Raw genomic sequence first — 14,129 nt, 5'->3', positions numbered from 1 at the left:
TACGAAGGAACCCGCCTTGTCACCGTCCGACACCGCCGTCCGCACCACGCTTGACGACATCCTGACCGAAATCGCCGCGGCCGGAGCAACGCTCGCGGTCGATGGGTCGAACCTCCGACTGGGCGCGCCCAAGGGCAACATCAGCAGTGAGCTGCGCGAGCGCATTCGCGCGAACCGCGAGGCGCTGATCGCCTTTCTTGCCGCGCGCAACGCGACGAACGAGGCGCGAGTACCGCTGGTACGCGTCGCGCGCGACAAGCCGCTTCCGCTCTCGTTCGCCCAGCAGCGGCTGTGGTTCTTGAACGAGCTGGAGCCAGGCAACCCGTTCTACAACGTCCCGGTGGCCGTGCGGATGCGCGGACGGCTCGACATCGCGGCCCTGCAAGCAAGCCTGAACGAAGTCGTGCGACGCCATGAAGCCCTGCGCACCCGCTTCGTCATGAGCGACGGCACGCCGTTCCAGCAGATCGTGCCGCACCTGACGCTGACACTGGCGCAGGAGGATCTGAGCGCGCTGCCCGGCGGCGAGCGGGAAACCCAGGCGCTGGCGCGGATGCAGGAGGAAGCGCGCACGCCATTCAATCTGGCCGAAGGACCACCGATCCGCTTCAGGCTGCTGCGGCTGGAGGCGGCGGAACACCTGATGCTGCTCACCCTGCATCACATCGTCGCCGACGGCTGGTCGATGGGTGTGCTGGTGCGTGAGCTTGGCGCGCTCTACGCGGCGTTCACCCAGAACCGTCCTTCGCCCCTTCCCGAGCTGCGGATCCAGTATGCGGACTTCGCCCAGTGGCAGCGCCAGGTGCTGTCCGGCGAGGAGCTGGACAAGCAGGTGGCGTACTGGAAGGCCCGGCTGGACGGGGCGCCGACGCTGCTGGCGCTGCCCACCGACCGGCCGCGGCCGGCGACCCAGAGCCACCGTGGCGCCACGCATTCCTTCGAGGTGCCGCCCGCGGTCACCGCGGGTTTGCGCGCGCTGGGCCTGCGCTCCGGGGGGACGCTCTTCATGCCGTTGGCCGCCGCCCTCAATGTCCTGCTGGCGCGCTACAGCGGTCAGCACGACGTCTGCATCGGAACGGCCATCGCGAACCGCACTCGCGGCGAGCTCGAGCCTTTGATTGGCTTCTTCGTCAACACCCTGGTGCTGCGCACGCGCCTGGAGGACGACCCGAGCTTCCTGGACCTCGTGGAGCAGCTGCGGCGCACGGCGCTGGAGGCCTATGCCCACCAGGACCTGCCCTTCGAGCAGCTGGTGGACGTCCTGGCGCCGGAGCGGCATCTGAGCCACACGCCGCTGTTCCAGGTGATGCTGGGCCTGCAGAACGCGCCCATGGGACGGCTGGCCCTGCCAGAGCTGGTGTTGGAGCCCGACGCGGCGCGCAGCCAGACCGCCAAGTTCGACCTCTTCTTCGACTTCGCGGAGGCGGGCGAGCGGCTGCGGGCCTTCATCGAATACAGCACCGACCTGTTCGACCGCTCGACCATCGAACGCATGGCGCGGCACTTCCTGGTGCTGGTGGAGGCCGCGGTCGCGCGGCCCCAGACGCGCATTTCACGGCTGCCGCTGCTGGAGGGAGCAGAGCGGAAGCAGCTGCTGGCGGCGTGCAACACGGCGTCGCGCTACGAGGTGGAGGGCACGCTGCACGGGCTGTTCGAGGCGCAGGCGGCCCGCCGGCCCCAGGCGGTGGCGCTCACCCACGAGGGCCACTCCCTGGCCTACGGCGAGCTCAACGCGCGCGCCAACCGGCTGGCGCACCACCTGCGCTCCCTGGGCGTCGGGCCCGACATGCTGGTGGGCCTGTGCGCCTCACGTGGCATCGACATGCTGGTGGCCCTGCTCGCCATCCTCAAGGCCGGCGGTGCCTACCTGCCGCTGGACCCGGACTACCCCGCGCAGCGGCTGCTGGGCATGCTGGAGGACGCACGGCCCGCCCTGGTGCTCACCCAGGAGTCCTTCGTGGAGCGACTGGCCGGCGCGCGCCAGCCGCTGTGGTGCCTGGACAGGGATTGGCCGGCGGTGGCGGGACTCCCCGACGTCAACCTCCCGCCGCTCAGCGGGCCCGGGCACCTCGCCTACGTCATCTACACCTCCGGCTCCACGGGCAAACCCAAGGGGGCACTGCTGCAGCACGGCAACGTGCTGCGGCTCTTCCAGGCGACGTCCCAGTTCGACTTCAGCGAGCGCGACGTGTGGAGCTTCTTCCACTCGCTCGCCTTCGACTTCTCGGTGTGGGAAATCTGGGGCGCGCTGCTGTATGGCGGACGCGTGGTGGTGGTGCCCGACGCGGTGAGGCGCTCGCCGCCCGCCTTCCTGGAGCTGCTCTCCAAGGAAGGCGTGACGGTGCTCAACCAGACGCCCTCGGCCTTCTACCAACTGCTGGAGGCGGACGGGCAGCTGAAGCTGCCGCTGGCACTGCGAAGCGTGGTGTTCGGCGGCGAGCGGCTGGACTTCCAGCGGCTGAAGCCCTGGTACGAGCGGCACGAAGCCGACGCGCCGCTGCTGGTGAACATGTACGGCATCACCGAGACCACGGTGCATGTGACGCACCATGCGCTGGGCCCGCGGGACGCGGAGAAGAGCGCGAGCCTGATTGGCGTGCCCATTGGAGACCTGCGCGCGTACGTGCTGGACGCGAGGCTGGAGCCGGTGCCGCCGGGAGTGGCGGGCGAGCTGTACGTGGCCGGGGCCGGGCTGGCGCGCGGGTACCTGAGGCGGCCGGAGCTGACGGCGGAGCGCTTCATCCCCAATCCGCACGGAGAAGCCGGCGAGCGGATGTACCGCACGGGGGATGCGGCGCGCAGGCTGGAGGACGGCAGGCTGGAGTACCTGGGGCGCCTGGACGAGCAGGTGAAGGTGCGTGGCTACCGCATCGAGCTGGGAGAGATTGAAGCGGCGCTGTCTTCCGTGGCCGGGGTCCGACACGCGCTGGTGATGGCGCGCGAGGACCGCCCCGGTGACAAGCGGCTCGTCGCCTACGTCGTGCCGAGCGCGCAGGAAGAGGACGCGCAGGACCGCTACGAGCTGCCCAACGGCATCCGCATCGCCCACCTCAACCAGCACGAGACGCGCGCCGTGTTCGAGGAGATCTTCGAGGAGGAGGTCTACCTGCAGAACGGCATCACGCTGGACGACGACTGCGTGGTGTTCGACGTCGGCGCCAACATCGGACTGTTCACACTGTTCGTGCACGACCGCTGTGCTCGCCCCCGCGTCTACTCCTTCGAGCCGGTGCCGCCTGTGTTCGACGTGATGGCCCGCAACGTGGCGCTCCACGCGCCGGGCGCCACCGCCATGCCGTTCGGCCTGTCCGACCGCGAGCAGACCACGCAGATCCACTACTACCGCAACATGTCCGTCAACTCGGGCCTGTACGCGGATGCCCGGACCGAACGGGCGCTCACCGAGCGGTTCCTGAGGAACCAGTCGGAGGAGTCGGGCTCCTTCCTGGACGAGCTGCTGGAAGGCAAGTTCGAGGCCGAGGTCCACCCCTGCCGCATCATCACGCTGTCGCAGGCCATCCGCGAGACGGGCGTGGAGTGCATCGACCTGCTGAAGCTCGATGTCGAGAAGAGCGAGCTCGACGTGCTGTCGGGCATCGAGCCCGGCGACTGGCCGAAGATCCGCCAGCTGGTCATCGAGACGCACGACATCGACGGCCGCGTCGACACCATCCGCCGTCTGCTGGCGGGCCACGGCTTCGGCTGCGTGGTGCACCAGAAGCGCGCCATGCAGGGCACGGGCGTCTACCAGATCTACGCCGTGCGCGAGCGCGACGCGCGGGCCCACGCCCACGGGCGTGCCGCGCCACACGTGGGCCTGCTCCAACGCCGCGCGGCGCCGTTGGCCGAAGCCGAGCAGGTCGCCGGCATGAACCAGGTGTTCGACCAGATCTACGGCCAGACGGCCACGCCGGACGACCTGACCTTCGACCTCTCGGGGTGGACCAGCAGCTATGACCGCCAACCCATCCCGGCCGCGCAGATGCACGAGTGGGTGGACCAGACGGTGGCGCGCATCCGCGCGCTCGAACCGGAGCGGGTGCTGGAGATTGGCTGCGGCACCGGCCTGCTGCTGCACCGCCTGACGCCGTCGTGCACGCGGTACTGCGGCACCGACCTCTCGGGCGTGGTGCTGGACAAGCTGCGCCGCGGCCTGGCCGCGCGCGAGCCCATGCCCTGCGAGCTCTCGCTGCTGCAGCGCCCGGCGGATGCGCTGCGCGACCTGCCCGGCGGGCCCTTCGACACCGTGGTCATCAACTCGGTGGCGCAGTACTTCCCGAGCCTGGCCTACCTGGACACCGTGCTGGAGGGCGCGCTCGGGCAGCTCGGCGCGTCCGGCCACGTGTTCGTGGGCGACCTCCGGCACGCAGGCCTGCTGGAGCTGCTGCACGCCTCCATGGCCCTGCACCAGGCCGAGCCGGACGCCCGCGTCGGCGAGCTGCGGCAGCTGGCGACGCAGAACGCGCGCCGCGAGGCCGAGCTGCTGGTCGACCCTGCCTGGTTCTTCGCGCTGCGCCGGCGCTTCCCGCGCATCAGCGGCATCAACGTCCTGCCCAAGCGCGGCCAGGTGGACAACGAGCTGACGCGCTTCCGCTACGACGTGGTCATCTCCGTGGGCCAGGCCGCGGCCGAGCTCGCGCCGGACTGGCAAGGCTGGGAGAGCGAGGAGGCCGTGCGCCAGCGGCTCACGCGCGAGGCGCCGCCATCCCTGGCCGTGCGCGACATCCCGCAGGCGCGGCTCGCCTCGATGCGCGCGGCGTACGGCCTGCTGCACCGGATGGCCGATGAGGCGACGGCGGCCGAGCTCGCGCGCGAGCTGGACGCCCAGCCCCTTCCGGGCGTGGACCCGGCGCGCCTGGAGGCGCTGGCCGCCGAGCGTGGCTACACCGTGCGTTTCGCGCTCGCCTCGGGCGGCGAGGGAGGGCTGCACGCGGTGTTCCTGCGTGCACCGCGCGCCATCGACTGGTCGGCCCTGTACCCGGCGGCGGGCGCGGACGACGCCTCGCTGCGCGCACTGGCGCACGAGCCGTACTCGGAGGAGCGGCAGGCCGGGTTGCAGCACACGGTGCTGGAGCGGCTGCGCGAGCAACTGCCGGCCTACATGGTGCCGGCGCACGTCGTCGTGCTGGACGCGCTGCCGCTCACGCCCAATGGCAAGGTGAACAAGAAGGCGCTGCCCGCCCCCGACCTCACGCGCGGCGAGGCAGGCTACGTCGCGCCGCGCACGCCCATGGAGGAGGCCACCGCGCGCATCTGGGCGGAAGTGCTGGGCCTGGACCGCGTGGGCATCCACGACAACTTCTTCCACCTGGGCGGCCATTCGCTGCTGGCCACGCGCGTGATTTCCAAGGTGCGCGCGCAGCTGGAGGTGGAGCTGCAGCTGCGTGCCCTGTTCGAGGCGCCCAGCGTGGCCGAGCTGGCCGCGCGCATCGAGGCCGGGCGCGGCACGCGCCAGCGTGTGACGGCGCGCATCGAACCGGTGCCGCGCCAGGGCACGGCGCCGTTGTCCTACGCGCAGAACCGCTTCTGGTTCCTGGAGCAGTACCAGCCCGGAGTCCTGTCCTACAGCATGCCGGTGGCGCTCACGCTGTCAGGTGCCTGGGACGCACAGCGCCTCGCGCGCGCCTTCGACATGCTGGTGGCGCGCCACGAGCCGCTGCGCACCACCTTCACCCACCGCTCCGGCGTGCCCGGACAGGTGATTGCGCCACCAGCGCCCCTGCGCCTGGCGGTGGAGGACTTCAGCGGGCTCGGCTCGACGCAGGCGAACGACGCCGTCGCGCGCAGGATTCGGGAGGAGGCGGCCACGCCCTTCCACCTGGAGCAGGGACCGCTGTTCCGCGTGCGTCTGCTCAAGGCCGCCGAGGGCGAGCTCGTGCTGCTGCTCACGCTGCACCACATCCTCTACGACGGCTGGTCGTTCCGGGTGCTGCTGGAGGAGGTGATGCGGCTTTACGACGGCCTGCCGCTCGCGCCGCTGCCCATCCAGTACGTCGACTACTGCGATTGGGAGCGTCGGCAATTCAGCGGCCCGGCGTTGCGCGAACAGCTCGACTACTGGAAGGAGCAGCTCGCGGGCGCCCCCGACCTGCTGTCGCTGCCCACCGACCGGCCGCGTTCGGCGGCCATGACCTACCGCGGGCAGCTGCACCGCGCCGCGCTGTCGCCCGCGCTGACGCGGCGCCTCACGGCCCTGGGTGGCGCCTCGCGCGCGACGCTGTTCATGGTCATGGCCGCGGCGTTCAAGGCGCTGTTCCACCGCCTGACCGGTCAGAACGACCTGTGCCTGGGCAGCCTGTCGGCGAATCGGTCCTACGGCACGGAGAACCTGATCGGCATCTTCGCCAACATCGTCACGCTGCGCAGCACGGCCCGCGAGGACAGCTCGTTCGCCGACGTGCTGGACGCCACCGCGCGGCAGGTGCTCTCGGTGCACGACTACCCGTTGCCGTTCGAGCTGGTGCTCAAGCATCTGGTGGCCAGCCGCGACGCCTCGTACATGCCCTACGCGCAAGTGGTGCTCAACTACTACGACGACGCGGAGCTGGGCGGCGCGCTCGATGACTTCACCTCGGCCGAGGGCCTGCGCATCGCCAGCCGGTCGAGCGAGCTGGGCGTACAGGCCGACTTCGAGCTCAAGGTCGAGATGCGCATGACGGGCGACCGGCTCCTGGTCGACTACGTCTACAACACCGACCTGTTCGACGCCGCGACCCTCGCGCGCTGGCACCACCACCTGGAGTGCCTGGCCGAGGCCGCATGCGACGCGCCCCAGACGCGCATTTCACGGCTGCCGCTGCTGGAGGGAGCAGAGCGGAAGCAGCTGCTGGCGGCGTGCAACACGGCGTCGCGCTACGAGGTGGAGGGCACGCTGCACGGGCTGTTCGAGGCGCAGGCGGCCCGCCGGCCCCAGGCGGTGGCGCTCACCCACGAGGGCCACTCCCTGGCCTACGGCGAGCTCAACGCGCGCGCCAACCGGCTGGCGCACCACCTGCGCTCCCTGGGCGTCGGGCCCGACGTGCTGGTGGGCCTGTGCGCCTCGCGCGGCATCGACATGCTGGTGGCCCTGCTCGCCATCCTCAAGGCCGGCGGTGCCTACCTGCCACTGGACCCGGACTACCCCGCGCAGCGGCTGCTGGGCATGCTGGAGGACGCACGGCCCGCCCTGGTGCTCACCCAGGAGTCCTTCGTGGAGCGACTGGCCGGTGCGCGCCAGCCGCTGTGGTGCCTGGACAGGGATTGGCCGGCGGTGGCGGGACTGCCCGACGCCAACCTCCCGCCGCTCAGCGGGCCCGGGCACCTCGCCTACGTCATCTACACCTCCGGCTCCACGGGCAAACCCAAGGGGGCGCTGCTGCAGCACGGCAACGTGCTGCGGCTCTTCCAGGCGACGTCCCAGTTCGACTTCAGCGAGCGCGACGTGTGGAGCTTCTTCCACTCGCTCGCCTTCGACTTCTCGGTATGGGAAATCTGGGGCGCGTTGCTGTATGGCGGACGCGTGGTGGTGGTGCCCGACGCGGTGAGGCGCTCGCCGCCCGCCTTCCTGGAGCTGCTCTCCAAGGAAGGCGTGACGGTGCTCAACCAGACGCCCTCGGCCTTCTACCAACTGCTGGAGGCGGACGGGCAGCTGAAGCTGCCGCTGGCACTGCGAAGCGTGGTGTTCGGCGGCGAGCGGCTGGACTTCCAGCGGCTGAAGCCCTGGTACGAGCGGCACGAAGCCGACGCACCGCTGCTGGTGAACATGTACGGCATCACCGAGACCACGGTGCATGTGACGCACCATGCGCTGGGCCCGCGGGACGCGGAGAAGAGCGCGAGCCTGATTGGCGTGCCCATTGGAGACCTGCGCGCGTACGTGCTGGACGCGAGGCTGGAGCCGGTGCCGCCGGGAGTGGCGGGCGAGCTGTACGTGGCCGGGGCCGGGCTGGCGCGCGGGTACCTGAGGCGGCCGGAGCTGACGGCGGAGCGCTTCGTCCCCAATCCGCACGGAGAAGCCGGCGAGCGGATGTACCGCACGGGGGATGCGGCGCGCAGGCTGGAGGACGGCAGGCTGGAGTACCTGGGGCGGTTGGACGAGCAGGTGAAGGTGCGTGGCTACCGCATCGAGCTGGGAGAGATTGAAGCGGCGCTGTCTTCCGTGGCCGGGGTGCGCCAGGCGCTGGTGATGGCGCGCGAGGACCGCCCCGGTGACAAGCGGCTCGTCGCCTACGCGGTCTGCGAGCCCGAGGCGCGCGACGCGGCGCAGCTGCGCGTGGCGCTACAGGGGACGCTTCCGCACTACATGCTGCCCTCGCACATCGTGCTGCTGGAGCGCCTGCCGCTCACGCCCAACGGGAAGGTGGACCGCAAGGCGCTGCCGGCACCCGACATCAGCGGTGAGGAGCGAGTCTACGTCGCGCCGCGCACGCCCACCGAGGAGGCCGTGGCCGCCATCTGGTCGGACGTGCTCCAGGTCGCGCGCGTGGGCGCACAGGACAACTTCTTCGAGCTGGGTGGCCATTCGCTGCTGGCGACGCAGGTGGTGGTGCGGCTGCGCGACACCTTCGGCGTCGAGCTGCCGCTGCGCACGCTGTTCGAGACGCCGCACCTGGGTGCGCTCGGCGCGGCCCTGGACGCGGCCCGGCGCGAGGGCCAGGGGCTGAACGTGCCACCGCTCGCCGTGCAGCAGCGTCCCGCCCGCCTGCCGTTGTCCTATGCGCAGGAGCGGCTGTGGCTGCTGGAGCAGATCGAGTCGCTGGGCGCTGCCTACAACATCACGGGCGCCGTGCGCTTCGTCGGCGCGCTGGACGGCCGGGCCTTCGAGCATGCATTGGCGGAGATCGTGCGGCGCCACGAGGCGTTACGCACGCGCTTCGCGGCCGACGATGAGACCATCGAGCAGCTCGTCGAGCCGCCCGGTCGCTTCGCGCTGGAGCGCATCGACCTGTCCGCGTTGCCGGCGGCGGCGCGCAAGGAAGAGGCGCGGCACGCCATTCACGCGGCGACGGGCAGGCGCTTCGACCTCGCCAAGGGGTCGCTCTTCCATGCCGTGCTGCTGCGGCTGGCGCCCGAGGAGCACATCGTCGTGGTGGTGATGCACCACATCGTCAGCGACGGCTGGTCGCTGGGAGTGCTGATCCGCGAACTGGGTGCGCTGTACAACGCGTATGCCCAGGGCCGGGAATCGCCGCTGCCGGAACTGCCAGTGCAGTACGCCGACTACGCCCTGTGGCAGCGCGGCTGGCTGCGGGACGCGGCGCTGGAAAGGCAGCTGGAGTACTGGAAGCAGCGGCTCGCGGGCGCTCCGGTCGCGCTGGAGCTGCCGCTGGACCATCCGCGCCCGCCGGTGCAGAGCTTCCGGGGTGCGAGCGTGTCCTTCGCCCTGCCCAAGGCGCTGACCGGGCAGCTGCAGGCGCTGGCGCGCGCGCAGGGCGCCACGCTGTTCATGGTGCTGCTGGCCGGGTTCCAGCATCTGCTCTCCCGCTGGAGTGGACAGGAGGACATCGTCCTCGGCACACCCGTGGCCGGCCGCACGGACCGCCGCACCGAAGGCCTCATCGGCTTCTTCGTCAACATGCTGGTGCTGCGCACGGACGTGTCTGGAGACCCGTCGTTGCGACAACTGCTGACGCGCGCCAGGGAGACGGCGCTCCAGGCCTACGCCCACCAGGACCTGCCCTTCGAGAAGCTCGTGGAGCAGCTCAACCCCGTGCGCGACCTCTCTCGCCCTCCCCTCTTCCAGGTGATGATCAACTCCTTCCTCACCGAGGACCCGCAGGGCTTCGTGAACCTGCCGGGCCTGCGCACCGAGGTCCTGGACAGTGACGAGGTGAGCGCGCGGTTCGAGCTGATGCTGCGACTGCATGGGCATGACGACGACGTCGTCTGCCAGTTCGAATACGCCACGGACCTCTTCGACCGCGCGACCATCGAGCGCTTCGGCACGCACTACGTCGCGCTGCTCGCGGCGGCCGTGGCCGAGCCAGACCAGGCGTTGTCCGGCTTCGCGCTGCTGGGCGATGCGGAGCGGCACCAACTGCTGGTCGATTGGAACGCCACCGCGTCCGGACCGGAAGCCGACTGTCTCCACCGGCGGGTCGCGCGGCAGGCACGGCATGCCCCGGACGCCATCGCCCTGGCCTGGGACGACGAATCCCTGGGCTATGGAGCGCTGGATGCGTGGTCGAACCGGCTGGCCCGGTACCTGGGCACGCTGGGCCTCGCACCCGAAAGCGCCGTGGGCCTGGTGATGCAGCGGTCGCCGGCGACGCTCGCGGCCTGCCTGGGCATCCTGAAGGCGGGCCTGGCCTGCCTGCCGCTGGACCCGGCCCATCCGCCCGAGCGCCTGGGCGAGCTGCTTGCCCAGGGCGCGGCGGCGCTCGTGCTCGGCACGGACGGCTACGCCGATGCGCTGGCGCGGGAGGGCTGCCCCGCGCTGGACCTGACCGGGCTGGCGGAGCGCATCGCGGCCTTGCCGGACACGCCCGTGGACAGGGTGGCTCACCCCGGCCAGCTCGCGTGCCTGGCCGTCACCTGGGATGCGTCCGCCGCGGCCCGCCTGCTGATGCTCACGCACCGCGGGTTGGCGAACCAGGTTGCCATGATGGCGCGGCACCCCAGCGCCGCGGGTGAGCCACCCCCAGAGGCCTTCGGCTTCGAGCCGTCCGTGCAGAGCCTGCTGCAGCCGCTCGCCGTCGGCGCCCGGCTGTTGCTCGCGCCGCGGGAGGAACCGGCGGAGGCGGCCGCGCCCGAGGACGTGAGCGTGTACGGCATGGCCAGGCTGCCACCAGACGCGAGGGGTGCGTTCATCGGCCTGCCCGCGCCGGGGCTTCGCGCCTACGTCCTGGACCGGCGGCTGATGCCGCTTCCGCCGGGCGTGTATGGCGAGCTGTACGTGAGCGCTGCCGAATGGGCACGCGGCTACGTGGCACGGCCGGACTCCACGGCACGCGACTTCCTGCCATCGCCCTTCGTGGAGGGAGAGCGGCTCTACCGCACGGGTGAGCTGGCACGCCGGCGCGCCGACGGCGCCCTGGAATTGCTGGAGCCGCCGCGACGGATGCGCATCGCCGGCGGCTGGGTGGAGCTCGGCGAGATCGAGGCGGCGCTGCGGATGCATCCGCGCGTCGCGCGGGCGGTGGTGGCCGCACGCGCGGACGCGCAGGGCCAGCCACGGCTGATTGCCTACGTGGTGGCGGATGCCGCCGTGCCCGCCGATGCGGCGGACGCCGAATGGCACGCCTCGCTCGCGCGGCGGTTGCCTCGGCACATGCTGCCGTCCGCGGTGGTGGTGCTGGCCGCGCTGCCGCGCACGCCGCGCGGCACCCTGGACTGGAAGGCCCTGCCAGCGCCGGGCGGCGGCGCGGAGTACGTGGCGCCGCGCACGCCCGAGGAGGAGCGCCTGGCCGCGATCTGGGCCGAGGTGCTGGGCGTGGAGCGCGTGGGCGCGCAGGACAACTTCTTCGACCTGGGCGGCCATTCGCTGCTGGCCACGCTGATGGTGGCGCGGCTGCGTGAGGTGTTCGGCGTCGACCTGCCGCTGCGCACCCTGTTCGAGCTCCGCACGCTCGCGGCGCTGGCCGAGTACGTCGCCAACGTGCGCTGGTCCGTGCAGGGGGCGCCGCCGCCGGGCGCCTCCGCGCAGGACGCGAACGACGAAGAGGAAGGAATCATATGACCCCGTGGAGGAACGCAATGCCGGGAGGAAACCCATGAGCGATGCCGCATCGGCCATCCCGCCGCTGTCACGCCACGCCGCCGCGCGCGGCTACCGCGGCCGCGGCCCGGAAGACCGGTTGATCGAAAGAACCACGCTGCCCCAGGTGCTGGCGGGCGTACCGGCGCACGGAGGGCCGGCGCTCACCTGGTACGAGGCGGAACGGCGCGTGCTGCACTTCGACGCCGCAGCGCTGCTGCGCCAGGTCCGCGCACTCGCGCACTGGTTCGCGCGTGGGCACGGCATCACGCGCGGCGACCGCGTCATCGTGCTGTCCGCCAACAGCCCGGAGGCCTTCGCCACGCACCTGGCGCTGATGTCGCTGGGCGCGGTGACCGTGCCGGTGAGCAACACCGAATCGCCGCGCGTGCTGCAGCTCATCGCCGACAAGGTCACCCCCCGGCTCGTGGTCACCGGCCGCGAGGTGTCAGCGGAGCTGGTCGCGGCCAGACCGGGCGGCATGGTGGCACTGCCGGCCCTGCCGCTCGCGGCCGACGGCGACGCGGGCTTCGAGTGGCCAGCCCGTGACGTGATGCCCGACGACCCGGCGGTCATCCTGTTCACCTCCGGCACCACCTCCGCGCCCAAGGGCGTGTGCCTGAGCCACTACAACCTGCTGGTCAACGCGGAGGGCCTGTCGCGGATCCATGACCTGGCGCGGCGCCGGGTGCACATGTGCGTGCTGCCGCTGTTCCACGCCAACGCGTTCGGCTTCTCCATGGTGGCCTCACTCTATGCGGGCAGCCATGTCGTGCTCAGCGCCGGCCTGCCGGGCGCGGCGGTGTGGGACATCCTTCGCGCGGAGCGCGTGGACGTCATCTCGCTGGTGCCGGAAATCATCCGCGTGCTCTCGCGCATGCCGGTGCCGCGCGACACGCTGCCCGACCTCAAGTACGTGACCTCGGCCGCCGCGCCGCTGCCCAAGACGGTGGCGCGCGAGTTCGTCGACAGGACGGGCATCCCCATCCACCAGGGCTACGGCCTGAGCGAATGCGTGAACTTCGCCGCCACCCTTCCCTGGGATGTCCCGGACGCCGACCTGGAGCGCTCCATGGGCCACTGGGCGGTGCCGAGCATCGGCCCGGCCCTGTTCGGCTGCGACATCGGCATCCGCCGCGCGGACGGCTCGCCCGCCGGCGCCGAGGAGGAGGGTGAAATCGTGGTGACAGGCCACACCCTGATGCGCGGCTACTGGGACGCCGGGGACGCGACCGAAGCGGCCCTGGGCGAGGGCGCGCTGCGCACCGGAGACCTGGGCTTCTTCGCCCTGGTCGGCGGCGAGCGCTACATCTTCGTCACCGGACGCAAGAAGGAGATCGTCATCCGCTACGGTGAGAACCTCTCGCCGCTGGCCATCGAGGCCGAGCTGGAGGCGCTGCGCGCCGTCGGCCGCTTCGCCGTGACGGGTTTTCCCAACGAGGCGGCGGGCGAGGAGATCGGCCTGTACCTCGTGGTGCCCCGCACGCCTGACAACGAAAGAAAGGTGCTGGACGCAGTGAAGGCCTGCTCCGTCCGCTACCGGCCGCGCGTGGTCCTGTTCGGCGCCGACCCCATCCCGGCGACGCCGACCGGCAAGGTCAAGCGCGCCGTGCTGGCACAGCGGTTCCAGGCCTACGCCAGGCGCAACTTTGGCAGCGAACCCGTCGTGGGCACCTGACACCCCGGGCCAGTCCGGCCGATTCCAGCACCGTCCCCTTGCCTCCACCGGAGCACCACCTCATGCACGCCGTTCCCCAAGACAGCTTCATTCCCTTTCCGCTCGCGCACGGCCTGCTGGCGGACATGAAGGACGACACGTTCTCCACCCAGCTGTGGGCCTGGTCGGAAGACCGGCTGAAGCTGCCGGCCGGCGCCACGCACATCGGCTACGTCTACGACGGCACGGTGACGCTGGAGCATGCCGCCGGTGAGTTCAAGCTGCGCGGCGGCATGTATTTCTCCGCGCCCGGCGAGGCCGTGGTGCACGGCAGCGGCCGGGGCATTGCCATCTCCCGCCTGGGCTATAACGGCTTCTTCCAGGTTGGCGGTCCGGTGGAGGCGCGCGGGCGCCTCAAGTACATCGACGGCTGCACCGACTCGCTGCTGATTCCCCCGGTGATGATGGGCGACGCCTGCTTCAACCTGCTCTTCTTCCCGCCCGGCATTGATCAGACGCAGCACACGCATCCGTCAATGCGCGTGGGCATGGTGATTCGCGGGCACGGCGAATGCGTCACGCCCACGGAGATCATCCCGCTCATACCGGGCCGCGTGTTCGTCATTCGCGCCGAAGGCCCGCACTCCTTCCGCACCACGGACTCCGAAATGTCCGTGGTCGCCTACCACCCGGACAGCGACTTCGGCCCCACGCACGAAGCGCACCCGATGATCAACCGGACCATGGTCAATGGCCTGTCGGCCCGTCTGATCGACGAGATCCGGACCAAATGACACA

At 71.1% G+C, this 14,129-nt stretch carries 3 protein-coding genes; all 3 read left to right on the top strand.

Features of this window, described 5'->3' with window-relative positions; genetic code table 11:
- The first annotated feature begins 16 nt into the window (after positions 1 to 16).
- The 3 genes from AABA78_RS21315 to AABA78_RS21305 all read left to right on the top strand — a co-directional run bounded on the left by AABA78_RS21315 (position 17) and on the right by AABA78_RS21305 (position 14,125).
- Positions 17 to 11,656 carry a non-ribosomal peptide synthetase gene (locus AABA78_RS21315; RefSeq protein ID WP_338265096.1) on the top strand — a complete coding sequence of 3,880 codons (11,640 nt, stop codon included), beginning with the start codon at positions 17 to 19 and terminating at the stop codon, positions 11,654 to 11,656.
- A 34-nt stretch (positions 11,657 to 11,690) separates the two neighbouring features.
- Positions 11,691 to 13,352 (top strand): class I adenylate-forming enzyme family protein, encoded by a 1,662-nt coding sequence (locus AABA78_RS21310; RefSeq protein WP_338265095.1) that lies wholly within the window; start codon positions 11,691 to 11,693, stop codon positions 13,350 to 13,352.
- Positions 13,353 to 13,414: 62 nt separating this feature from the next.
- Positions 13,415 to 14,125 carry a cupin domain-containing protein gene (locus AABA78_RS21305; RefSeq protein WP_338265093.1) on the top strand — a complete coding sequence of 237 codons (711 nt, stop codon included), beginning with the start codon at positions 13,415 to 13,417 and terminating at the stop codon, positions 14,123 to 14,125.
- Positions 14,126 to 14,129 lie beyond the last annotated feature (4 nt).

Source organism: Corallococcus caeni (assembly GCF_036245865.1).
GTDB classification, from domain to species: domain Bacteria; phylum Myxococcota; class Myxococcia; order Myxococcales; family Myxococcaceae; genus Corallococcus; species Corallococcus caeni.
This window is presented reverse-complemented; position numbering and strand designations above follow the sequence as displayed.

Bases quoted from the DNA above. Each gene is read 5' to 3' on its own strand.
- AABA78_RS21310 (WP_338265095.1), top strand. From the start codon at position 11,691: ATGAGCGATGCCGCATCGGCCATCCCGCCGCTGTCACGCCACGCCGCC.
- AABA78_RS21305 (WP_338265093.1), top strand. From the start codon at position 13,415: ATGCACGCCGTTCCCCAAGACAGCTTCATTCCCTTTCCGCTCGCGCAC.